Genomic DNA, 21,387 nt, shown 5'->3' with positions numbered 1-21,387 from the left:
AGGACCGAATTACACCGCCATCAGGCTTTGAGCAAGAACAGGACACAGCCCGCGATCAATGCCCCCATCAAGATGTTGAAGGCGCGCAGACGTTCAGGCGTGTTCAGCCAGCGGGTCAGGTACTGTCCAAGCACTGCCCAGGACGATGCGCTGGTCAATCCGGCTGCGACGCTGACCGCCGCCACAATGACGGCGGACTGCAAGGGCGCATCAACTAGAACAAACTGGGTGGTCACGGCAATGGCCATGACCCATGCCTTGGGGTTGATCCATTGAAATGCGGCGGCCTCGACGAATGTGAAGGGGCGCGGGCGTCCCGATTTGCCGGTCAGTCCGCCAGCGCTCGCGATTTTCCAAGCCAGCCAAAGCAGGACAAGGATGCCACCCCATTTCAGCAGGTTCTGAAGCAGAACCGACGCCTGAAACAACCCGCCCAGCATGAAGCCGACGATAAACAGCATCAGGGAAAAGCCAAGCGCCACACCAAGAATATGCGGCACCGTGCGGCCCAGGCCGAAGGTGGCACCGCTATTGGCCAGAAGCGCGTTGTTCGGCCCCGGTGTGAACGCGGCTGTGAACAGAAGCGCCATCAGCGCGAAAAGGGTGTCAATCGTCATCATGATCTCCGAGCAGGTCCGCCCGTGACAGGCTGAAATCTGACGCGATCCATCTGGATTCCAAGTCCTTCAGACGTGCGCCGAGCGCTGCGCCCGTGTAATCGGGCATCAGGTCCGCCGCCGCAACAGGGAATTTGGCCGAAGCACCATGATCGATCCGGGCCGCGACGTCATCGGGCAAAGGCATTTCCATCAACGCCCCGCGCAGCAGCATAATGTCGAGAGCCACCTTCGTCCCGTGGCGATAGGCCAGAACAACGGCGGAATCGGGTGCGGCGACGCCGTTACGAAGCAGGGCGAGCGATTTCTGTTCCGCCTTGCTCAGCCGCAACTTTTCCGCCGCGCCCTCGCCGCCCAAGGATGCCAATCGGCGCATGGCATCTGGGGATGCGTGGACTTGTTGTTCCAGATGGACCAGAACCGGCAGCGCCTTGGCCGCCGCCCCTGGCAGGATGCGAAGCAGAACGCCTGTTTGTTCCATCGCCGCCACCGATTGCGAAGGCTCCCGCGCGGTCAACAATTTGCGCATTTCCTGCCCGATGCGTTCGGCTGACACACGATCCAGCCCGTCCAAACCGGCAGCACAGGCGGCAAGCGCGTCAGCGTCCATGCCAAGTGCAGGATCGGCATAGAATGCATGGAAGCGGAAAAAGCGCAGGATGCGGAGATAATCCTCCGCGATCCGCGCGTCGGGTGATCCAATAAAACGCAGTCGCCGCGCCTGAAGATCATCCAGCCCGCCAACAGGGTCCAGAACCTCGCCGTCGGGCCGCGCATAAAGCGCGTTCATGGTGAAGTCGCGCCGTTGGGCATCGTCTGCCAGGTTGTGAGAGAACGCGACACGGGCATGGCGGCCATCGGTGTCGACGTCTTTGCGAAAGGTTGTGATTTCAAACGGCTTGCCGTCCACCACGGCTGTAACCGTGCCGTGATCCAAACCGGTCGGAATAGCCTTCAGGCCCGCCGCGTCTAGCGCCGCGATGGTTTGTTGAGGACGAGCATCCGTGGCAATGTCCAGATCCGACACCGGCACCCCCAGCAGTGCGTTTCGCACGCAGCCGCCCACGAAAAGCGCCTCATGACCCGCATCGTTCAGCGCCGCACATACCGCGCGAGACGCCGGAGCCGTCAGCCAATCTGCAGAGATGCGGATCATGGGTGATACCTTTCCGCCAGCGAATGGAGCATCCGCGCCGTTGCGCCCCATATGTAGTATGGTCCCCAAGGCACAACGAAGTATTGCCGCCGCTGACCGCGCCATCGCCGCGCTTCCACGCGAAAATTGGACGGGTCTACAAGAAAGCTGAAGGGCACGCGAAAAATTTCTGCCACTTCACCGAGTTCTGGCACGGGTGCGAAGGCGGTCGTGATGCGCCCGACAACAGGCGTTACCTGAAAACCGGTGACTGTTTCATGATCGGGCAACCGACCCATGACGCGCACGGCGTCGCGTGGCAGACCGATTTCTTCTTCGGCTTCGCGCAAGGCGCAGATTTCAGGTGTCGCGTCATCCGGTTCGAGCTTGCCACCCGGAAAGGAAATCTGTCCCGGATGATGCTTCAAATGCGACGTGCGCTTGGTCAGAAGTACGTCGAACCCGCTAGGGCTTTCTTCCAGCGCGATCAGGACCGAGGCAGGTCGCAATTTGCGGCCTTCGTGTAGTTGCACATCCGGGTTCAGATCGAAATCGGAGGACGGCCCGCCCTGAAGGGCGAGCGCGCGTTCTAAGGCCTGGCAAACATCAGCCGTCATTGCCATCCGCAGCGTCGGGCCTGTCCGTAGCCTCGAACCCCAAGGTGGTCGGGTCCAGCACGTAATGCGCGCCGCAGAACTGGCAATCGGCGGTGACGGTGCCTTCCTCGGTGGTCATATGCGCGATGTCCCTGGCCGAATAGATCGACAGGCTTTGGCGGACCTTGTCCTCGCTGCAGGTACAGCCGAAATGCACAGGCTGCGGATCGAAGACGCGCGGCTGTTCTTCATGAAACAGACGCACCAGAAGCTCGGTCGGTTGCACAGAAGGGCCGATCAGTTCGAGATCTTCGACTGTATCCAGCAGGTGGTTGGCACGGCCCCAGTTTTCCTCTTCGTCGTCATCGAGGATATCGACGGCATCCAACAAGTCGCCCTCACCGGAACCCCCTTCCCCAGCCGCGAAGGGCGAAGCCTTGGGCATGTGCTGCAGCATCACGCCGCCAGCACGCCAACCTTGCGGCTGACCCAGCAACTTGGAGGCCCCGAACGACAGCGAAAAACGGGTGGGTAGCTGTTCGGACTGCGCGAAATAGGTTTCGGCACATGCGCGCAGTGACCCGCCTGCAATTGGCGTAATGCCCTGATAAGGCGTGGTTCCCTGCCCCTGATCGATCAGGATCGCGAAGTAGCCTTTGCCGATCTGTGCGAACCCATCGCCAGCGGGATCGAGGCGATCTTCGTCATAACTGGCATAGGCGCGCACGCGGGCGGGTTCGCCTTCTTCGGTCGGGCCGTAGTAATCGGTGGCGATCAGGCGTGCAGGACCATCGCCACGCACCTGAAGCGACAGCTTCCAGCGCAGCTTGATGGTCTGGCCAATCAGCGCGGTCAGCAAGGCCATTTCCGCAACAAGCGCTTCGATGGCGGGCGGGTAATCATGTTGTTCCAACACACGGTCGAGCACCCCGTCGAGCCGCGCCACGCGGCCACGGATATCCGACCGGTCAAGCTGGAAGGGCAGGACTGTATCGTCCCAGGCGATTTGAGATCCGAGTGTCATGGGTTTCCTTACGAGCGCCCTTTGGGCATACCGCCACAATATAGGCAGGATATCCAAAGGTCCAAGAGATGCGCAGATTCGGCGAGCGGGTTGTTCAGGGTCAGAGATACGAAATCAGACCGGGCGCGTACACCATTGTGACGCGAGGCTCAAACATCTTACTGACACATCAGATGGCGCCGACGCCAGAATTTCAACTGCCGGGTGGTGGAATCGACCCCGGCGAGTCGCCCTTGCAGGCGCTGCATCGCGAAGTGTTCGAGGAAACCGGCTGGCGGATTCGTCCCGTTCGGCGGCTGACAGCGTATCGCCGCTTCGTATTCATGCCCGACTACGACAAATGGGCGGAGAAGGTTTGCATCATCTACCTGTCCCGCGCAGTGCATCGACTGGCTCCTCCTTCAGAGGACGGCCATACGGCAGTTTGGCTGTCGGCAGGGATTGCGCTGGAGGTCCTGGCCGGTGAGGGCGACCGTGAGATACTGGCCTCGGTGCTCGATCAGTCCTCGTTGCGATAGTCGAACACCAGCACAGACAAGTCATCGGTGCGTTCCTGCACCGCCGTGAACAGATCGACGGCGGTAGCCAGGTCCACCAGCACTTCGCCCCCTGGAGACCTGCGGTTCGTTTAAGAAGCGCGAAGAAGCCTGCATCGGAAAAACGCCTTCCAGCGGGCGATTGCGATTCACCGTGAGTTCACACCACTCCGAATGGGCCATCTTCCTTCTCCCCGCTTTCCAGCAAGACAGAAGATCCGTCGCAACCCACGTGTGGATGCTCCGGTTTATGCGAGTGAATTATCGAAGTTTGGATCGCATGACACGTCCCAACGCACGGTGAACACAGCTCAGATCAGGAATTCGGCGAGGGTCAGGTTGTCGGTAATGTCCTGATAGACGTAGCCTGCATCATCCAATCGCCCAAAAAGCGCGGAAAAGTTTGCCGGATCGGTGGTTTCTATACCGATCAGAACAGAACCGAAATTGCGGGCCGATTTCTTGAGATACTCGAAACGCGCGATGTCATCATCCGGCCCGAGTATGTTCAGAAAGTCGCGCAACGCGCCGGGCCGCTGAGGCAAGCGCAGGATGAAGTATTTCTTTTCGCCCTTGAACCGCTGTGCCCTCTCACGAACATCAGGCAGGCGCTCGAAGTCGAAATTGCCGCCTGACGTTACACAGACAACCGTCTTTCCCTTGATCTGGTCGCGCAGGTCTTCAAGCGCATCGACCGACAATGCGCCTGCTGGTTCGAGCACGATGCCTTCGGTGTTCAGCATTGCCAGAAGCGTGCCGCAGATGCGGTTTTCCGGCGCGGCGATCACGTGTTTGACCGAAACGTCCGACAAAACCGCAAAGGGTTTTTCGCCAATGCGGGCGACAGCCGCGCCATCGACAAAATTGTCTACGGACGGAAGTGTAACGGGTTGGCCTGCGCTCAGCGCCGCGGCGAGGCTGGTGCCGCCTGCGGGTTCAACGAAGCGCAGGGCGACATCGGGGGCCACCTCTGCCAGAAAGGTTCTGATGCCTGCCGACAGCCCGCCACCGCCGACGGGAACGATCACCATGTCGGGCGTCGCGTCGATCTGGTCGAGGATTTCAACCATCACCGAGGCCTGCCCTTCAATCACATCGAGGTCATCGAAGGGCGCAAGGAAATGCCCTCCCACTTCGTTGCAGTAGGCCTGCGCGGCGGCCAGCGTGTCGTCGAAATAGTCGCCCACCAAACGGATCTCGATGGCATCCTGTCCGAAGGCGCGCGTCTTGTCGATCTTCTGCTTGGGTGTCGTGACGGGCATGAAGATAGTGCCCTGAACCCCGAAATGCAGACAGGCATAGGCGACGCCTTGCGCGTGATTGCCGGCGCTGGCGCAGATGAACTGCCGCTGATCAGGTGTGATCGCACGCACCTTGCGCATGGCGTTATAGGCGCCGCGCAACTTGTAGGACCGCACAGGCGTCAGATCCTCGCGCTTCAGCCATATATCTGCGTCGAATTTCGCGCTGAGATAGGCGTTGCGTTGAAGCGGCGTCGCATCAAAGACGGCACGCATCCGGGCCGTGGCGGCAAGGGCGGCATCAGCAAAGGTTGTCATGCCGCCCGAATGACCCTTTTGCCACCAAGACTCAAGTCTGAAACGATATCTCAGGCCACGCGTGCGCCGCGCACCCAAACGCCGCGCGGCAGGACGAGCCGTCCCTTGCGCTGGAACCTCAACAGGTCGGCGCGTTTGCCAATGTCCAGGCTACCGCGATCCGTCAGCCCGGCTGCTTTAGCGGGCGCGGCCGTGACGGTATGCAAGCCACGCGCAATGTTATCCCACAGATCGCCCAGCAACACTGCCGCCTGCAACAACGCGGCGGGGACGTAATCTGAGGACACGACGTCCAGCAGGCCGGCTTCTGCCAGCTCTGCCGCTGCGACATTGCCCGAATGCGACCCGCCGCGTATCAGGTTCGGCGCGCCCATCATCACGGCGATCCCTTGTGCGTGGCACTGACGCGCGGCTTCCAGCGTGGTGGGAAACTCCGCCAGACCGACACCGTAGCTTGCCGACAGATCGACATGGTCAGCAGTGGTGTCGTCATGGCTGGCCAGTACCGCGCCGTAGCGTGAAGCGGCTTCAACCACAGCAGCCTCGTGGCGATCCCCGTGCCGGTCGCGCAGCGCAGTCAGCGAGGCCACGTGGTCCTGAAACTGTTCCTCGTTCAGCCCGCGTTTGCCCATAACATAGGCCCGCAGCTTGTCGATGTCGCGGAACTGGCGCTGGCCCGGCGTGTGATCCATCAGGCTGACGATGCCGACACGGTCTTCGGGTCCGAATTCGTCCAGTTCTTCCATCAACGTTTCTGAACAGACCTCTGCCCGCAAATGCAGGAAATGGCTGATCTTGAGCGCGGCTTCAGACCTCATCTCGATAAGTTCCGTGGCCAACTGGCGGGCATAGCGGCGTTCCGAGTTGCTGACATTCGCGATGACACCCAGCCGCAACGCATCGAAGACGGTGGTGATGCCAACACCCGCCAGTTCCGCGTCATGCGCGATGATTGCCGAGGCATGGGGCCAGTCGACATCGGGTCGCGGTTCGATATGGCGTTCGAGGTTGTCTGTGTGCAATTCGATCAGGCCCGGACTTAGATAGTCACCGTTGCAATCCACCGTGTTGGAGGCGGAGCGCTTTCCCACCTCGATTCCGATTATGATACCATCGCGAACGGTCAAGGAGCCGTCGATGACCTCGTCGGCCAGAACGATGCGCGCATTGGTGAAAATAGTTTCAGTAGTCATTTTGTCAGGCACGCTCTGTCAGTTCGGGGCATCATGGGTGAAGGGGCGGGAACTCGGACACAGCCGCGCCCGCAGGTGTCGAACGGTATCGTCAAGCGATCCGTCGTTGGCAATCTCGTGGATCAAAACGTGATCGGGAAGTGTGCGTTTCCAATCGTCATTTGATCGCGACAATCGGCGACCGATGTCTTCTGCGGTTTCACGACCACGTCCCTTGAGGCGCGCGGCGAGCGTTGCAGGGGACGCCGTCAGGCTGATGACTTCCATGTCCGAGAAGCTCTCGGCTGCATCGTGGAGCACAGCGCGAGAGAGATTCACAAGGATGTCGACGCCTTGGGAGATCACTGCCAGTTCGGTCGCGGGAACCCCGTAATTCAACCCATGCGCTCGCCAGTGCAAAGCGAAGTCCCCTGCGGCCAGACGTGCAGAAAACTCCTCGTCCGAAACCCCTTCGAAATCCTCGCTTTCCGCATCCGAAGGGCGTGTGATCACACGGCGCACGCATTGCAAATTTGAACCAACGGCGCACAGTCGGCGTATAACGCTGTCCTTGCCGACGCCGGAGGGGCCGACAACGGCTATGATGCGGCCCCACGTCATGACACTGGCGAAAAGCTGGTGACGTCGACAAGTCGGTCGCAAACCCGGTCGCGGGCGGCTTCATCATGGAAAATTCCGACAATGGCCGCGCCGCGGGACTTCGCCTGTTCGATCAGTTCCATGACCACTTCACGATTGCGGGCGTCGAGGCTTGCGGTCGGTTCGTCGAGCAGCAGGGCTGGATAGCTGTAGGCAAAGCCCCGTGCGATGTTCACCCGCTGTTGTTCACCGCCGGAGAATGTCGTGGGTGACAAGCCCCACAGCGTTTCAGGGATGTTCAGCTTGCGCAGCAGGTCTCGGGCGATGTCGCACGCTTCTTCCTCGTCACGGCCGACCGCAAGGAGCGGTTCGGCCACCACGTCGAGCGTCGGCACGCGCGGCACGACACGCAGGAACTGGCTGACATAGCCTAGAGTTTCACGCCGCAGCCGAAGGATTTCGCGCGGATCGGCTTGCGTGATATCCACATCCCCGATGTGAATGGACCCGCTGGCCGCAAGATAGTTGCCGTAGATCATGCGCATGAGGGTGGATTTGCCCGACCCCGACGCGCCCGTCAGGGCAACGCATTCCCCGGCTGCAACGGATAGATGCGCGCCCTTCATCACCTCGATCACCGCGCAGCCCTGATTGTGAAGGGTGAAGGTCTTGCTGAGGTCTTCGATCTGGATCATTGCCGTCATGTCTTCTTCTCCGCGCATCAGACCTGCAGGACCGAGCTTACAAGCAATTGTGTATAGGCGTGTTGCGGATCGTCCAGCACCTGATCGGTCAGGCCGCTTTCCACTGCGTTGCCGTCTTTCATCACCATCAGCCGATCGGCCAGAAGGCGGACCACGGCAAGGTCGTGGGTCACGATGATCGCGCTCAGCCCCATGCGCCGAACCAGCCCGCGCAGCAGGTCAAGAAGCCGCGCCTGAACAGATACATCGAGCCCGCCCGTGGGTTCGTCCATGAACACGAGCCTCGGCCCGGTCACCAGGTTGCGCGCGATCTGAAGGCGCTGCTGCATGCCGCCCGAGAAGGTCGTGGGGCGGTCATCAATGCGCGTTTCACTGATCTCGACGCGCCCCAGCCAGTCGATCGCCTTGTTACGAATGTCGCCATAGTTGCGCGCACCCGTGGCCATCAGTCGTTCACCGACATTGCCGCCGGCGCTAACGCCCATCCGCAGCCCGTCGCGGGCATGTTGGTGCACGAAGGCCCAATCGGTGCGGCTCAGCATCCGGCGTTCCGGTTCCGACATGGTGAGCGTGTCTTTCGGGCCATCCACGCGGGTATCGAAGATCACGCGGCCCGCATCCGGTGTCAGGTGGCCCGCCATACAATTAAGCAAAGTGGACTTGCCCGAGCCGCTTTCGCCGACGATCCCCATCACCTCGCCGGGATACAACTCAAAGCTGACATCACCGCACCCCAGATGGTTGCCATAGCGCTTGGTAATGTCCTGTACAGACAGAAGGGGAGTCATGCCGCCGTCTCCTCGGCCAGTTCACCAAGATGACCTTGGTCACGGCGGGAATTGCAATAATCGGTGTCGGAACAGACAAACATCCGTCCACCCTGGTCATCGGTGATGACCTCGTCGAGATAGCTGTCTGTCGCACCGCACAGCCCGCAGGGGTGGTCGGCTTTACTGGCCTCGAAAGGGTGGTCTTCGAAATCGAGCGAAACAACCTTGGTCCATGGCGGTATCGCGTAGATGCGCTGTTCACGACCCGCACCGAACAATTGGATCGCATCCATTTCCAGCTTTGGATTGTCGAATTTTGGAATGGGGGACGGGTCCATCACATAACGCCCCTCGACCTTCACCGGATAGGCATAGGACGTGGCAATATGCCCATGGCGGCTGATGTCTTCGTAAAGCTTGACATGCATCAACCCGTATTCTTCCAGTGCATGCATCTTGCGTGTCTCGCTTTCGCGGGGCTCCAGGAAGCGTAGTGGTTCAGGGATGGGCACCTGGTAGACGAGGATCTGCCCCTCTGTCAGCGGTGTTTCTGGTATGCGGTGGCGCGTCTGGATGACGGTGGCTTCCGTCGTCTCTTCCGTCGTCGTCACACCTGCCGTTCGCTCGAAAAACTTGCGGATAGACACGGCATTCGTCGTATCGTCCGCACCCTGGTCTATGACCTTCATCTTGTCGTCAGGTGTCAGCACAGCGGCGGAGACCTGCACACCGCCGGTTCCCCAGCCATAGGGCATGGGCATTTCCCGGCTCGCAAAAGGTACCTGATATCCGGGGATCGCAATGCCCTTCAGGATCGCGCGGCGGATCATGCGTTTCGTCTGTTCGTCCAGATAGGCGAAGTTGTACTGATCGCTCATAGCAACCCCCTTGCAATGAGATCATGTTCCAGCATCTGTGCATTTGTGAATTGGACGGCGTCCATCCCGAAGGCACAGGCCGCTTCCACGTTGTCCGGGCGATCGTCTATGAACAGGCAGTCCTTCGGCTTTAGCCCCGCCCGGTCGCAAAAAGTCGCAAAAATCTCCGGCTGAGGCTTCAACATCCGCTCCTGCCCGGATACGACCGCCACGCCAAAGATCGTGCCCAGTTCAGGGAACTTTTCTACTTCTGCGGGCCATGTTTCCGCAGACACATTGGTGATGGCATGGAGTTCTACGCCCCGATTCTTCAGACGGTACAGTATACCCCACGTCCCCGGCATTTTCGCGGGCACGGTCAGGTGATATCGCTCTACATAGGCGGCAAGACGGGCGCGGTCCGCTTCATTGTCCAGCTCCGCCGCCAGATCAGCGAAGCGTTCACCCTGATCTCCGCGCAAATTGCGCGCAGAAAAATCTATCCGGTCGAGAAATTCAGCGACCGCTTCGCGCGAACCCATCTCATCAATCCACGCCAGATGTGGGTCCCACTGGATCAGCACGCCTCCGATATCGAACACAACTGCACGCATCACGTGACCTCATCCTTGGCTGCGACTTCCCGGCGCAGTTTGCGCACGAGTTCCAGTTCCGACTGGAAATCAACGTAATGGGGCAATTTGATATGTTCCAGAAAGCCCGTCGCCTGAACGTTATCGGCATGGTAGAGAACGAATTCTTCGTCCTGCGCGGGTGCGCCGCTGTCGTCTTCGCCGAGTTCCTTCCAGCGAAGCGCACGATCCACCAAGGCCATGGAGATAGACTTGCGCTCGGACTGGCCAAACACCAGACCATAGCCGCGCGTGAATTGCGGTGGCTCGGTCTTTGATCCCTTGAACTGGTTCACGGTTTCGCATTCCGTCAGTTCGATTTCGCCGATTGCAATGGAAAACCCGAGTTCGGGAATGTCCATTTCGACGGACACGACACCGATGCGCAGCTCGCCCACGAAGGCATGGTTGCGCCCGTAGCCCCGCTGGGTCGAATAGGCCATGCTGAGCAGGAACCCTTCATCGCCGCGTGTCAGCGTCTGCAGGCGCAGGGCCCGGCTCGCTGGCGTTTCCAGCGGTTCACGCGTCAGATCCGGCGGTTCCGCATCGGTGCGACATTCTTCTTCAATCAGACCTTCGGAGTTCAGGAACTCGGTCACATGCGGAACCTCGGGGGCCGCTTCCGTTGCTTCGGGCGCCAGGGTCACGTCACCCTCAGCCGCCAGCTTGAAATCGAGCAGACGGTGCGTGTAATCGAAGGTCGGGCCAAGGATTTGCCCGCCGGGCAAGTCCTTGAATGTCGCCGACACGCGCCGTACGCAACGCATCTGGCCAGTGTCGACCGGAAAGGTCGTGCCGAAACGCGGCAAGGTCGTGCGATAGGCCCGCATCAGGAACACCGCCTCGATCATGTCGCCGCGCGCCTGCTTGATCGCAAGCGCGGCCAGATCGGGATCGTAGAGCGACCCTTCGGCCATCACCCGGTTCACCGCTATGGCAAGTTGTTCACGGATCTGTTCGACGGACAACTCGACAACATCCGGCGCACCGCGACGTTCTTCGGCGAGCCACGCATGGGCATTGTCGATGGCGCGTTCACCGCCCTTTACTGCGACATACATCAGGCATCGACCTTCGTGCTGCGTGGACAGGCCGCAATGCGGTCGCCGCTGGTGAAAATGAAATCGCGGCCCAAGGGAAACAGCGCGTTGTTACGCTGGAACGCTGCGACATCCGGCAGCGACAGGAAGCCGTGATCCTTGATGCCGGGGCCAGACAGGCGGGCGCCCTGCGCTTCAAGTTCCGGCAGTTCCACCACCAGCGTTGCCGAACGATCCGGATACTCGGCGGTACCGATGCGGAATTGATCCAACGACCCCAAGTCGTCCCAAGACCCGAAGGCAAAGTCACATTCCGCCGCCGAAACGATGGGTGCGCCGGTGTGAAATGCAATCCATTCGCGAATAGCCGGAGCGTCCAGGCGCTCGCCGAGAAAAATACCCGTATCTGCGTCGCACATTGTCAGCAGGACAGCCGCGGTCGCCTTCGACAGTGGCTCTGGTGCGGCCACGCCGCCAATTTCCGAAATCTTTCCGGGGCGTGCCATGACATCAAGAATCTTGCGGAACATATGCGCTGCATCACGCGGCGGGTCAGCGAAACCGCCTTTCAATACGTCGGCGCTCATTCGTCTTCTCCGCGTGTCATGGTGAAGAACTCCACCTTGGTTGCGGCTGCCTTCCTGGCGCGGCGCGACCGACGGTCCTGCTCCTCGTCCGCCAGCGGCTTCAGCACCGACCGCTGAACCCGCGCTGCTTGCGATGTCTGCATCAGAGCATCCATCCGTGCGGCCCATGCCGCATCATCCTTGTCGCGGCCCTGTACATAGCCATGACCGGCGACACCATCAGCGAGCGATATCGCGCAGCGGGTGACAGTCATCTCGCCCAAATTGAACGCGTCGCCCGTCCCCCCCATGCGGCCACGCACCATGACACTGCCAACTTCGGGCGCGCGGATGAAATCGCCCTGCGCTTCAAACTCCGCTTCACTGCAGAGTTCCGTCAAGCGCCCCGACGGCGCCCGCGCCATCAGTGACATCCAAGCCTTGCGATCCCCTTGGGCTGCGCCGTAGTTATTGGTCATGTTGAGGTTCCGGATGACATTTCCTATACAACTAGACAAATATCTACGCTTTCCTGCGTGTCCGAACAAGCAAAGAAGAGTGAAAGTTTTACGACATGACCAGATCGACGCCGCTATGGCTTTCCATCGCCGAGACGCTGAAGGCTGACATAGCGGCGGGGCACTACGCACCCGGGCAGAAATTGCCGACCGAAGCCGAATTGGCGCAGCGCTTCGGCGTGAACCGCCACACGGTGCGCCATGCGTTATCTGGCCTCGTCGAAGACGACCTGATCTATTCGCGGCGCGGGGCGGGCGTGTTCGTTGCTGCCCGCCCGACCAACTACCCCATTGGACGCAGGGTGCGTTTCAACCAGAACCTGATCGCAGCAGGACAGACGCCCAAACGGCAAATCCTGTCGCTGACCACCCGACCGGCCGACGAGCGGGAATCAAAGGCACTGGAGAGGCCCCTGAAAACCATGGTGCATGTCTATGAAGGTATATCGCTGGCCGATGATGTCCCGGTGTCGCTGGCGCGCAGCGTTTTTCCAGCGGATCGTTTCCCCGGGATGCTTGATCGCCTTGCGGTGACACCTTCGATATCAGAAGTTACCATGTCCTACGAGGTGGGTGACCACTTGCGGCGCAGCACCGAACTGACCGCAAAGCTGGCGGACGCAACTGTCGCCAACCATCTGCGAATCCAAGAAGGTGCGCCCGTACTGCGGTCTGTGGCCGTGAACACCGACGCGGATGGCACACCGATCGAGTATGGACGGACCTGGTTTGCGGGTGATCGCATCAGCCTGACGGTCGAAGGCGACGGAAGCTAACCTTCGTATTTTTCAATGAACGTCGCGACAGGCAGCGCACGGAAGTCTTCCAGCGCGCCTCTGATCCGATCATGCGGCCAGTCCCACCACGCCAGCGCGATCAGTCTGTCGGCCAGCGCCGGGTCTAAACGTCGCCGGATCGGTTTGGCCGGCACGCCCGCGACGATGGTGTAAGGATCCACATCTTGCGTAACGATCGCACCCGAAGCCACGACAGCTCCGTCGCCAACGCTTACGTCCGGCTTGACCTGGCAAGCGTGACCAAGCCAGGTGTCATGGCCGATCCAAGCGCCGCGTGATTTGCGATGCGCGAAAAAATCGGCGTCGTGTTCCGCATCCTCCCAGTAATCGCCGGATCGGTACATGAAGTGATGCAAGCTCGCGCGATCCAGGGGGTGGTCGGTCGCGCCGATGCGAACAAAGCTGGCGATGTTACTGAACTTGCCGATCTCGGCGTTGGCGATGTCGCACAAGCGAGAACAATAGGAGTAGTCACCGAATGTCGCGTTGTTCAGCGTGCTGTTCTTGCCGATTTCGACGAAAGCGCCAAAACTGGAATCGGTGATACTGCAGCCCTCATGGATGAGCGGCTCGCTCGAAGACAGTTTCTTCATATCTTGTCCTGCTTAGTGCTTGTCTTCCGACGATCCGATCAGGCGCCGCCGAAGAATGCCCGACACCCAGTCCATCAGCATCACGAGGATGATCACGAGGATGATATAGTAGGTAACCTCTTCCCAATCCTTCTGGGTAGTCATCGCCTGTGTCAGCAATAGCCCGATGCCGCCGCCCGTGATCGCTCCAATTATCGTGGCACTGCGGGTATTTGATTCCAGGAAGTAAAGGATCTGGCTCAAGAAGACCGGCGTGACTTGCGGGATGACACCGAAGCGATAACGCTGCAGAGGCTTCGCCCCAGTGGATTGTACGCCCTCCAGCTGCTTCTCATCAACGTTTTCCAGCGTCTCGGAGAAGAGTTTGCCGAAGCTGCCGGTATCCGTCAGCAGAATCGCCAGCGCCCCCGTCAGTGGCCCCAATCCGAAAGCACGACTTAGAACAACGGTCCAAATCAGCGCATCGACCCCGCGCAGGAAGTCAAAGACACGACGTATTCCGAAGCGCACCGGAGCAAGTCGCGAGAAGTTCCGCGCCGCCAGAAAGGCTAGCGGCAATGCAACAATCGCTGCGCCACATGTCCCCAGAAATGCCATTAGTAGCGTTTCCAGCAGCGCCTCTGCCACTGCCGAGTGGTTCCACATCCGGTTGTTCCAGAATGCATCAAAGATCGCGCCTGCTTCGCCAGCCGCAGCCCGGTCCCACAGTTCCGGCCATGTCAGACCGTAATAGGGGCTGTCGAGTGTGAAGAAAAACAGCTCCCAGCCGTTTTGATACCTGAACACCTCGGAACGGTTGCGCGTGACCGTCAGTCGCCCGGCATCGGTGGTGATCGCCAGCCGGTTCTTGGAGGCATTGATCCATTCGGGCACGTCGCCTTCGGGCAGCTCTGCGTTCACACCACCCTGCCCCGGATGCGTGACGATCAGGCCGTATCCCGGAATGTCGTAGGTTACGGACTCCGGACCAAACGTGACGATATGTCCCTCGCCCAGATCAATCACGGTTTCCGCACCGCTAAGGGTAACCCATTCGGGCGCGGTGCCTTCGGCGTATCGACCTTTGCGTTCGCCTTCGATGGCGATGTCTACGCCCGCAGTCCGATTGTCGCGCGTCACATGGGTCTTGAAGCTGTAGCTGTCGCGAAGCAATGTTGCGCCATTGTCCCAGCGAGCACCGCCCAACACCCCCCCCACATCAAAGGCGATGAAGACATAGGCCAGATAAGCCAGCAGAAGCACCGGGATTGCGAATGCGAAGTTACGTTTGCGGCGGAACAGGCTGTCGGCGGACAGCTTCAGGTCGCTTGCGGTTGCGTCGGTCATCGGATCGCGCCTCCATTGATCAGACGGTGGCGGGCGCGTGACGAGAACTGGTCGACGACGACGATGGTAAGAAACAGCAGGATGAAGATCGCGGCCGCGTCATCGAACTTTCCCTGCCCCCAGGACATGGTGTTGCGCAGCTCGTAGCCGATACCGCCCGCCCCAACATAGCCCAGGATGGCAGAGGCACGGATGTTGATCTCGAAGCGCAGTAGCGCATAGCTGAGCCAGTTGGGCGCTACCTGCGGGATCACGCCCAGATACATGCGTTGCATCCATGATGCGCCGACCGATTGCAGGCCATCGACAGGCTTTAGGCTGGCGTTTTCGGCAACCTCAGAAAACAGTTTGCCAAGTGCGCCCGCGGTGTGGAACGCGATAGCCACCATGGCGGGGATGGGCCCACCACCGAAAACAAAGATCAGCATCAGCGCGATGATGATGTCGGGGATCGCGCGCATCACATCCATCAGACGGCGAATGACGGGGATAAGCCACGGGAACGGGGCCAGCCCTCGCGTGGACAGCAGCGCGAAAGCAATGGCGAACAGCGCGCCGATCAGCGTGGCAGCAGCGGCGATGTTCAGCGTCTCGATCAGGTCTGGCAGGTAGGTCAGAAGATGACCCGGCATCTGCCGCCATTCTTCGATTGCCTCACCGACGACGCTGGCAGGGAAGTCGAAGAAATTACCGATCCCGCGCAGGAAGCCCCCCGCGTTCAGGTCATTGGCCGTGTAGAAGCCTGACGCCATGAGAAGCACGAAGATGGACAGGGTAATCCCTGAATACAGCCTTCTGCGTTGGGTCAGCTCGAGATAGTGATCTCTAATCGCCCCTACTTCGCTGGCTGCTGATGCGGTATCGGTCATCGGGTATTCTGTTGTCCTGAGAATGAACGAACGGGCCCCGCGATGCGGAGCCCGAACAAGAGATCAGTCGGATTACTCGGACTGTGCCTTGCGCACTTCGATGATCGTCTCGTAAGCGGAGTGATCGATCGGAGTGAAGCCGGCGGTTTCACCGGCCGCAACGCCGTAGGCACAATCAGGGTCGGTTTCCTGCAGGTTCTCGACCAGCGCGATCATCTTGGCTTTAACGTCTTCTGGCAGCGCGGAGCGAACGACGACCGGACCTTCCGGGATCGGCTTGGAGCGCCAGATCTCCACCAGATCGTTCATGTCGACGAGACCTGCATCAACGGCCTTGCGCAGCGCGCCGGAATTGTAGCCGTCTTCCCAGTTGCCCTGGCCGTCGGCCCAGGTCACACCGCCGTCGATATCGCCGTTGTTGACGGCAACGATGGTTTGCTCGTGGCCGCCGGTGAAAACGACATCGCCGAAATACTCGCCCGGCTCCATTGTCGACCCGGTCTGCTGCGGAATTTCCACCGACGGGATAAGATAACCGGAGGTGGAGTTGGGATCACCGAAGCCGAACACTTTGCCCTGCATGTCTTCCAGCGACGTTATACCGCTGTCTTTGCGGGCAAAACCGATGGAATGGTAAGCATAGGAACCGTCGAGGTTGGTCTTGACCAGAACCGGTTCCACGACTTCCGGATCTTCGAGATATACAGCCGCGTAGCCGGACGCACCCAGCCAGGCCATGTCCAGCGTGCCGCCCAGCAGACCCTGGATAACACCGTTATAGTCTGCAGGTGCAAACAGCGAGGTTTCAACGCCTAAAGCCTCTTCGGTATAGGCCCGCAGGCACTCGTTATTGGCCAGGCGGTCCTGTGCGTTTTCGCCCCCCAGCAGACCGATCCGGAACTCCGTGATCTCTTCGCCCTGAGCGAAAGCGGACGTGGCAAGCGCCGTCGTCGTCATGGCAAGTGCGATCAGTTGTTTCATCTTTACTCTCTCCTGGTTGAAACGCCGCGACCAACCCGGTCCCGGACAGATGAACTGTGTCAGGCGCTGACGAGGTCGGGCTGGCGGCCCGGTTTCTCTAGCGCACCAATATCGGTGGATGTGGCGGCCTCGGAAAAATCCGCACCCGCGCCGTAGATGTCGCGCGCCGCACCTGTCGTAAGCTGTTCGGGCGAACCATCGAAAACGACACGACCATCGCGCATACCGATCACGCGGTCGCAATAGCGACGCGCTGTATCGAGCGTATGGAGGTTACAGATCACGGTGCGACCATCCTCGTCATGAATCCGACGCAGCGAGTCCATGACGATGGTCGCATTCATCGGGTCGAGCGATGCAATCGGCTCGTCCGCCAGGATGATCTTCGGGTCCTGCATCAGCGCCCGCGCAATCGCGACACGCTGCTGCTGACCACCTGAAAGCGCGTCTGCGCGCTTGGGGGCCTGTTCGGCGATCCCCAAGCGATCCAAGATGTCGATCGCGCGGTGGATGTCGTTCTGCGGGTACAGGTTGAACATTGTCGAGAGGGTTGATCGTCGGTTCAGCGTGCCATGGAGCACGTTCGAGACCACATCCATGCGCGGCACGAGGTTGAACTGCTGGAAGATCATCGCGCAATCGCATTGCCACGCGCGCTTGTCCGCACCGCGCAGCGACAGGATATTCCGGCCTTCATGCAGGATTTCACCGGACGTCGCGTCCGTCATACGGTTCAAAATTCGCAGCAGGGTCGATTTACCGGCACCGGACCGCCCGATGATTCCAATCATGGCAGCGTCGGGAATCGACACCGATACCTTGTCTACTGCCGTCTTTTCCCCGAATTTTCTGATCAGGGACCTTATTTCGAACATCGTCGGACCTCATCTTGAACGAGGCGACAACTAGACATCTTTTGTCGCGGGGATATGTCGAAAATGCGAAGGATTTGTAACGCTGGGGGCTTGTTGGACCCACCATATAATGTCCATTTCGGGGGTAATTTGACCATTCCGGCACAGGATTAATGACCATTAGTCGCGCTGCGGTCAGCAGTTGCGTTTAATTTCAATAGCTTGGCGCGTTATGGGTTTGGGAGCCTTCAAGCCCAGTTGCACAGGCTCACCTTTGAGTGTCTCCATTGACGACTATGGGCGCTTTCGGCATCCCTCACCTCCACCCCGGCCGGGTTCTTTCCAACACGTCCCTCTTGCAGAACAGCTGCCTGAGGGTTTGGTGCGACGCGCCAGAAAGGACCTCCATGACAAAGATCAAGTTCATTGCTGCCAGCTTCCTGGAACCCGGCGAGACCGAACTCGACATCGAGCGCCGCTTTGAGTGGCACCTGCGCAAGCTCCGGGCAGTAAAGGACGGCGTTTTCTCCTCTTGTGCCCGATGACCTTGAAGACGAACTGCGCTGGAACGAAGACTTGTACGCGCTGCACATCAGGGAAAGGACCGGACGAAACTGCAACGGCGTGCCCGACGCGTGATCCGGGCGCGCATGAAGATGTCTGGTCTGGGCATCTATCCGCCGATGATCGGCGCGCGCTGGATGGGCTCAGGGACGGCGCCCGGCTGGCCCGCATCAAAAACGAGGATCAAGCCGACGAAATCGCGGCGGCCATTCACACGGAGATGCCATGGATGGCGCAGGCGACCGATCACCTCTGGAAGGCAATGCGCCAATCCGTACGTCAGGTGAGCGAGGTTTCCGCCTGCCGCCCGTTCTGTTGAACGGTCCGCCGGGCATCGGCAAAAGCATGTGGGCGCGTGAGGTGAACCGCCATATCGGGATCCCGCGCTGTGGGATCGAAGGGATCGCCGAATAGGCCTCGTTCGCAGTAAGTGTTCACAACGTGGATGGGGCTCCGCCTTCCCCGGGCGCCCGCTTCAAACATTCTGTAGCACAATTACGCGAACCCATTGGTCGTGATCGACGAAATCGAGAAAGCCGGGGATACGATGTCAAACAAGGGGCAGAACTACAGCTTGACAGACGGGCTTTTGCCCTTTCTGGAGCGGTCGTCCGCAGCCGCCTGGAAATGTCCCTACTATCAGTCGGCTTCGACATGTCCTGGATCAGCTGGATCCTGACATCGAACAGCCTCGTCGTCTGTCGGCTCCGTTTCTGAGCCGTCTGGAAGTTATCCACCTGACCGCACCGGGCAAGATTGATCTGATTGCATTTGCAGAACGCGAAGGCCGACGTCGGGGATTGAGCGATACATCCACGACGCGATCATCGAGGTCATCGATCTGGTGGCAGAGCCGCACGAGCTCAACTTGAGGCATATCACCCGGATGATTACCAGGGCCGAGACCTTGGCAGCAGGTTCGCTTCTACACTGAACCGGGAACACCTGCCTGATGTTCCAAACGAGGCAAGGGTTCGCGCGGTCGAGCAACCATTGTGTCTCGGACCTACGGACCAGCTGTTTCAGTGTATGGTACGCTTGGAACAGCTGGGGAGGTAGACTGGCGTCTTGCCTGTTCTCAGCTGGGGAACGGACGCCTCGACCCTTCGCAGACATCCCACGCGCAGGTGCGGCCCTTGCTCGATCCTAAAGTGCATCGGAAAGTTCGGGCGGGTTCTGGACTTTCGCTGCGGTCGTAAGCCGCGGAGGCGGCTGAGCGAAAAGAAAGTCCGTAGATCAGGACTAAACTCGCACCGCAGCAGGCTGGTTTAGACATTGTTGACTGTACTCCCCAAGTTCATCAGCAAAGCGCTTAAACAATTGATATTGTTAAGGCCGATTAGCCAAAAATGTGACAACAAAGCCCGTCAGGCGGGTTTGGGGAGATCCATGGCTTCGAAGAGGTCGAGTTGCTCCGGTGTTGTTCTGCTGACGCCGTGCAGGGTGCGGTTTCCCGCATGGGCGGTGTGTTTCTGGATGCACGCGAGCATGTCGAGTGCTGTGCGGGGGCTTGCGGAATGCCCCTTTGCCTTCAGGCGCATGCGCATGACGCCGTAGAGTACCAGCGCGAGAAAGCAGATCAGGGCATGGGCGCGGATGCGGTCGGGCAGCCGGTGGTGGACGGGGGCGATCTCTATGTCGGACTTCAGCACGCGAAAGCCGCGCTCGATATCGGCCAGGGCCTTGTAGCGTGATAGGGCGTCAGGCGCCGTCAGATCGGACGCGTTGGTCAGCAGCGCGAGTTTGCCGTCGAAGAGTTCCGCTCGTACGATGGCGTCCTCGTCGAGGCTCCAACTGAACCGGTCGGCTTGCAGGTCGGGCTTGATGAAGCGGGTCAGTTCGGCTTCGGCGACGGCGCGAGTGAACCGGCTGTAGGCGCCACGATCGGAAGCGCGACGACCGCGGGCGGTCTCACCGTCATCTTGCCGATCAAGCTTCGTCACCATGCGCTCTGCCATATCTTCGAGCTCTCGGATGCGCGCCCTGCGCCGGCCTGATCGCTCTTCAGCGCGCAGTTGATCATGGGCGACGATCAGGCGATGCCCGGCGAAGGTATCCTCGGCCAGGCCATCATCGTCGAAGGCAAGCCCGCGGAAGGTTTCTGCCATCTCGGCATAACGGCGGGCGGGCACGGCAAGGATGAACTCCAGCTTGCGGCCGCCCTGATCAGCCAGAGATGTCAGTTCGCCGATATTCTCGAGGCTCAGCAGCCCGCGATCAGCTACCAGGATGACGCGCTGGACCGGAAACCGCTGGAGCACCCTTTGCAACATGCCCTGCAATGTCTTCGTCTCGGCCGTGTTGCCCGGATGAACGGTGTGCAGCAGTGGCAGGCCGTCAGAGGTCTGCACGACACCAAGCACGAACTGCCGGGCGATGCCGCCGATCTCCTTGTTCATGCCGAAGGCGCGAATATCGTCCTCCATTGCGCCCTCGCCATGGATGCGCACGGTTGTCAGGTCGTAGAAGACAACGGCCAGATCGCGGTCGACCAGTGGGCGGATCTGGTGGGCCAGAGCACCCTCCACGGCATCCGCATGGTCCATCAGGGCATCCATGGCGCGCAGCAGATGCTGATGCGTCACGGTTTCCGGCATGGCCGGCATCGCCACCGTGTCCAGCCAGCGCAGGCAGCCCAGTTTGCTGTCCGGAGCACAGAGGCGGTTGAACACCATCGCACGGATGAGTGCCTCGGCATTGATCTCGCGCCGTCCGGAGCGCAGCGCCCGGTTCAACGCACGGTCGAAACCGAGATCCTTCCAGATCTCATGCAGCGCAAAACATCGCCATAACCCAGAGAAGATTCATAGGTGATATCGGAGGCGGTATTCTCGAGCCGGCCGGCGGCGCGGTTCAGGCCGTTGATCAGTGGGTCAAGCTTGCCGGGCTTGATCTTGTCCAGCCTGCCGAGATTGGCGACGACCTTGATGCGGACCTTTCCGGCCTCGTCGCGGTGACCCTCGACGAGTTGCAGGTAGCGACGGCCGCCGGATTCGGTGATGCGCGTGTACATGGACGAACAATATGCCATCCATGATCATTCAAACAAGCCGCTTATCATCTAAGACGTGTTACAA

Annotated in this window: 23 protein-coding genes and 1 pseudogene; 4 read left to right on the top strand and 20 right to left on the bottom strand. The window is 60.0% G+C overall.

Annotated features, from left to right (window positions below; translation table 11 throughout):
• Window positions 1-20: 20 nt before the first annotated feature.
• Genes FPZ52_RS17320 through hslO form a run of 4 tightly spaced genes read right to left on the bottom strand, consistent with a single transcriptional unit; the run spans window position 21 to window position 3,372 of the window.
• A complete protein-coding gene (locus tag FPZ52_RS17320) occupies window positions 21-617 on the bottom strand; it encodes a LysE family translocator (RefSeq protein ID WP_240804543.1) in 597 nt (198 codons plus the stop codon).
• A complete protein-coding gene (locus FPZ52_RS17315) occupies window positions 607-1,770 on the bottom strand; it encodes a CCA tRNA nucleotidyltransferase (protein ID WP_146367130.1) in 1,164 nt (387 codons plus the stop codon). Before FPZ52_RS17315 ends, FPZ52_RS17320 begins: the two co-directional genes overlap by 11 nt.
• Window positions 1,770-2,375 (bottom strand): NUDIX hydrolase, encoded by a 606-nt coding sequence (locus FPZ52_RS17310; RefSeq protein ID WP_146366854.1) that lies wholly within the window; start codon window positions 2,373-2,375, stop codon window positions 1,770-1,772. The genes FPZ52_RS17315 and FPZ52_RS17310 overlap by 1 nt, the downstream gene beginning before the upstream one ends.
• Window positions 2,359-3,372: an Hsp33 family molecular chaperone HslO gene (gene hslO, locus FPZ52_RS17305; RefSeq protein ID WP_146366853.1), complete on the bottom strand. Its 1,014-nt coding sequence runs from the start codon at window positions 3,370-3,372 to the stop codon at window positions 2,359-2,361. Before hslO ends, FPZ52_RS17310 begins: the two co-directional genes overlap by 17 nt.
• A 68-nt stretch (window positions 3,373-3,440) precedes the next feature.
• On the opposite strand from hslO, the gene FPZ52_RS17300 reads away from it, so the two are divergent.
• Window positions 3,441-3,890 carry an NUDIX domain-containing protein gene (locus tag FPZ52_RS17300; RefSeq protein ID WP_146366852.1) on the top strand — a complete coding sequence of 150 codons (450 nt, stop codon included), beginning with the start codon at window positions 3,441-3,443 and terminating at the stop codon, window positions 3,888-3,890.
• Window positions 3,891-4,219: 329 nt separating this feature from the next.
• On the opposite strand, the gene ilvA is transcribed toward FPZ52_RS17300, so the two are convergent.
• The 10 genes from ilvA to phnG are packed head-to-tail and all read right to left on the bottom strand — an operon-like array spanning window position 4,220 to window position 12,287.
• Window positions 4,220-5,467 (bottom strand): threonine ammonia-lyase IlvA, encoded by a 1,248-nt coding sequence (gene ilvA, locus FPZ52_RS17295; protein WP_146366851.1) that lies wholly within the window; start codon window positions 5,465-5,467, stop codon window positions 4,220-4,222.
• Window positions 5,468-5,517: 50 nt separating this feature from the next.
• A complete protein-coding gene (locus tag FPZ52_RS17290; protein WP_146366850.1) occupies window positions 5,518-6,660 on the bottom strand; it encodes an alpha-D-ribose 1-methylphosphonate 5-triphosphate diphosphatase in 1,143 nt (380 codons plus the stop codon).
• A gap of 18 nt (window positions 6,661-6,678) precedes the next feature.
• Entirely contained in the window at window positions 6,679-7,260 is a 582-nt protein-coding gene (phnN, locus tag FPZ52_RS17285; protein ID WP_146366849.1) for a phosphonate metabolism protein/1,5-bisphosphokinase (PRPP-forming) PhnN, read from the bottom strand.
• The gene (gene phnL, locus FPZ52_RS17280) at window positions 7,257-7,934 is read right to left on the bottom strand and encodes a phosphonate C-P lyase system protein PhnL (RefSeq protein ID WP_146367129.1); all 678 of its coding nucleotides are present in this window, start codon (window positions 7,932-7,934) and stop codon (window positions 7,257-7,259) included. The genes phnN and phnL overlap by 4 nt, the downstream gene beginning before the upstream one ends.
• Window positions 7,935-7,960: 26 nt before the next feature.
• Window positions 7,961-8,731 (bottom strand): phosphonate C-P lyase system protein PhnK, encoded by a 771-nt coding sequence (phnK, locus tag FPZ52_RS17275; RefSeq protein WP_146366848.1) that lies wholly within the window; start codon window positions 8,729-8,731, stop codon window positions 7,961-7,963.
• Window positions 8,728-9,591: an alpha-D-ribose 1-methylphosphonate 5-phosphate C-P-lyase PhnJ gene (locus FPZ52_RS17270; protein WP_146366847.1), complete on the bottom strand. Its 864-nt coding sequence runs from the start codon at window positions 9,589-9,591 to the stop codon at window positions 8,728-8,730. The genes phnK and FPZ52_RS17270 overlap by 4 nt, the downstream gene beginning before the upstream one ends.
• Window positions 9,588-10,184 (bottom strand): HAD family hydrolase, encoded by a 597-nt coding sequence (locus tag FPZ52_RS17265; RefSeq protein ID WP_240804551.1) that lies wholly within the window; start codon window positions 10,182-10,184, stop codon window positions 9,588-9,590. Before FPZ52_RS17265 ends, FPZ52_RS17270 begins: the two co-directional genes overlap by 4 nt.
• Window positions 10,184-11,263 (bottom strand): carbon-phosphorus lyase complex subunit, encoded by a 1,080-nt coding sequence (locus FPZ52_RS17260; RefSeq protein ID WP_146366845.1) that lies wholly within the window; start codon window positions 11,261-11,263, stop codon window positions 10,184-10,186. Before FPZ52_RS17260 ends, FPZ52_RS17265 begins: the two co-directional genes overlap by 1 nt.
• Window positions 11,263-11,829 carry a phosphonate C-P lyase system protein PhnH gene (gene phnH / locus FPZ52_RS17255; RefSeq protein ID WP_146366844.1) on the bottom strand — a complete coding sequence of 189 codons (567 nt, stop codon included), beginning with the start codon at window positions 11,827-11,829 and terminating at the stop codon, window positions 11,263-11,265. Before phnH ends, FPZ52_RS17260 begins: the two co-directional genes overlap by 1 nt.
• Window positions 11,826-12,287, bottom strand: coding sequence for a phosphonate C-P lyase system protein PhnG (gene phnG, locus FPZ52_RS17250; RefSeq protein ID WP_146366843.1), 462 nt, complete (start codon window positions 12,285-12,287; stop codon window positions 11,826-11,828). The genes phnH and phnG overlap by 4 nt, the downstream gene beginning before the upstream one ends.
• 95 nt (window positions 12,288-12,382) lie before the next feature.
• Here phnG and phnF point away from each other — a divergent pair, with 95 nt between their 5' ends.
• Window positions 12,383-13,102: a phosphonate metabolism transcriptional regulator PhnF gene (gene phnF / locus FPZ52_RS17245; protein WP_146366842.1), complete on the top strand. Its 720-nt coding sequence runs from the start codon at window positions 12,383-12,385 to the stop codon at window positions 13,100-13,102.
• On the opposite strand, the gene FPZ52_RS17240 is transcribed toward phnF, so the two are convergent.
• From FPZ52_RS17240 to phnC, 5 genes are all read right to left on the bottom strand, one after another.
• On the bottom strand, window positions 13,099-13,716 hold the full coding sequence (locus tag FPZ52_RS17240) for an LbetaH domain-containing protein (protein ID WP_146366841.1): 618 nt from the start codon (window positions 13,714-13,716) through the stop codon (window positions 13,099-13,101). The two genes, phnF and FPZ52_RS17240, sit on opposite strands and share 4 nt — an antisense overlap.
• A gap of 12 nt (window positions 13,717-13,728) precedes the next feature.
• Complete coding sequence (phnE, locus tag FPZ52_RS17235) at window positions 13,729-15,042, bottom strand: phosphonate ABC transporter, permease protein PhnE (RefSeq protein WP_146366840.1); 1,314 nt, start codon at window positions 15,040-15,042, stop codon at window positions 13,729-13,731.
• A complete protein-coding gene (phnE, locus tag FPZ52_RS17230; protein WP_146366839.1) occupies window positions 15,039-15,911 on the bottom strand; it encodes a phosphonate ABC transporter, permease protein PhnE in 873 nt (290 codons plus the stop codon). Before phnE (FPZ52_RS17230) ends, phnE (FPZ52_RS17235) begins: the two co-directional genes overlap by 4 nt.
• Window positions 15,912-15,983: 72 nt before the next feature.
• Window positions 15,984-16,892, bottom strand: a complete 909-nt coding sequence (gene phnD, locus FPZ52_RS17225; protein WP_146366838.1) for a phosphonate ABC transporter substrate-binding protein — start codon at window positions 16,890-16,892, stop codon at window positions 15,984-15,986.
• 59 nt (window positions 16,893-16,951) lie between these two features.
• On the bottom strand, window positions 16,952-17,767 hold the full coding sequence (gene phnC, locus FPZ52_RS17220) for a phosphonate ABC transporter ATP-binding protein (protein ID WP_146366837.1): 816 nt from the start codon (window positions 17,765-17,767) through the stop codon (window positions 16,952-16,954).
• Window positions 17,768-18,153: 386 nt separating this feature from the next.
• Between phnC and FPZ52_RS19020 the strand changes: the two genes are divergently transcribed.
• Window positions 18,154-18,291, top strand: a complete 138-nt coding sequence (locus FPZ52_RS19020) for a hypothetical protein (RefSeq protein WP_168201410.1) — start codon at window positions 18,154-18,156, stop codon at window positions 18,289-18,291.
• 244 nt (window positions 18,292-18,535) lie between these two features.
• Complete coding sequence (locus FPZ52_RS17215; protein WP_146366836.1) at window positions 18,536-18,724, top strand: hypothetical protein; 189 nt, start codon at window positions 18,536-18,538, stop codon at window positions 18,722-18,724.
• Between the two features lie 953 nt (window positions 18,725-19,677).
• Here the strand turns inward: FPZ52_RS17215 and FPZ52_RS17210 are convergent.
• Window positions 19,678-21,323, bottom strand: a pseudogene (locus FPZ52_RS17210) (IS1634 family transposase).
• Between the last annotated feature and the right edge of the window lie 64 nt (window positions 21,324-21,387).

Origin of the sequence: Qingshengfaniella alkalisoli (assembly GCF_007855645.1) — a bacterium.
GTDB classification, from domain to species: Bacteria; Pseudomonadota; Alphaproteobacteria; order Rhodobacterales; family Rhodobacteraceae; genus Qingshengfaniella; species Qingshengfaniella alkalisoli.
This window is presented reverse-complemented; position numbering and strand designations above follow the sequence as displayed.

Coding starts and splice junctions, on each gene's coding strand:
- FPZ52_RS17320 (WP_240804543.1), bottom strand. CDS start 617: ATGACGATTGACACCCTTTTCGCGCTGATGGCGCTTCTGTTCACAGCC.
- FPZ52_RS17310 (WP_146366854.1), bottom strand. CDS start 2,375: ATGGCAATGACGGCTGATGTTTGCCAGGCCTTAGAACGCGCGCTCGCC.
- hslO (WP_146366853.1), bottom strand. CDS start 3,372: ATGACACTCGGATCTCAAATCGCCTGGGACGATACAGTCCTGCCCTTC.
- FPZ52_RS17300 (WP_146366852.1), top strand. CDS start 3,441: ATGCGCAGATTCGGCGAGCGGGTTGTTCAGGGTCAGAGATACGAAATC.
- ilvA (WP_146366851.1), bottom strand. CDS start 5,467: ATGACAACCTTTGCTGATGCCGCCCTTGCCGCCACGGCCCGGATGCGT.
- FPZ52_RS17290 (WP_146366850.1), bottom strand. CDS start 6,660: ATGACTACTGAAACTATTTTCACCAATGCGCGCATCGTTCTGGCCGAC.
- phnN (WP_146366849.1), bottom strand. CDS start 7,260: ATGACGTGGGGCCGCATCATAGCCGTTGTCGGCCCCTCCGGCGTCGGC.
- phnL (WP_146367129.1), bottom strand. CDS start 7,934: ATGATCCAGATCGAAGACCTCAGCAAGACCTTCACCCTTCACAATCAG.
- phnK (WP_146366848.1), bottom strand. CDS start 8,731: ATGACTCCCCTTCTGTCTGTACAGGACATTACCAAGCGCTATGGCAAC.
- FPZ52_RS17270 (WP_146366847.1), bottom strand. CDS start 9,591: ATGAGCGATCAGTACAACTTCGCCTATCTGGACGAACAGACGAAACGC.
- FPZ52_RS17265 (WP_240804551.1), bottom strand. CDS start 10,184: ATGCGTGCAGTTGTGTTCGATATCGGAGGCGTGCTGATCCAGTGGGAC.
- FPZ52_RS17260 (WP_146366845.1), bottom strand. CDS start 11,263: ATGTATGTCGCAGTAAAGGGCGGTGAACGCGCCATCGACAATGCCCAT.
- phnH (WP_146366844.1), bottom strand. CDS start 11,829: ATGAGCGCCGACGTATTGAAAGGCGGTTTCGCTGACCCGCCGCGTGAT.
- phnG (WP_146366843.1), bottom strand. CDS start 12,287: ATGACCAATAACTACGGCGCAGCCCAAGGGGATCGCAAGGCTTGGATG.
- phnF (WP_146366842.1), top strand. CDS start 12,383: ATGACCAGATCGACGCCGCTATGGCTTTCCATCGCCGAGACGCTGAAG.
- FPZ52_RS17240 (WP_146366841.1), bottom strand. CDS start 13,716: ATGAAGAAACTGTCTTCGAGCGAGCCGCTCATCCATGAGGGCTGCAGT.
- phnE (WP_146366840.1), bottom strand. CDS start 15,042: ATGACCGACGCAACCGCAAGCGACCTGAAGCTGTCCGCCGACAGCCTG.
- phnE (WP_146366839.1), bottom strand. CDS start 15,911: ATGACCGATACCGCATCAGCAGCCAGCGAAGTAGGGGCGATTAGAGAT.
- phnD (WP_146366838.1), bottom strand. CDS start 16,892: ATGAAACAACTGATCGCACTTGCCATGACGACGACGGCGCTTGCCACG.
- phnC (WP_146366837.1), bottom strand. CDS start 17,767: ATGTTCGAAATAAGGTCCCTGATCAGAAAATTCGGGGAAAAGACGGCA.
- FPZ52_RS19020 (WP_168201410.1), top strand. CDS start 18,154: ATGACAAAGATCAAGTTCATTGCTGCCAGCTTCCTGGAACCCGGCGAG.
- FPZ52_RS17215 (WP_146366836.1), top strand. CDS start 18,536: ATGGATGGCGCAGGCGACCGATCACCTCTGGAAGGCAATGCGCCAATC.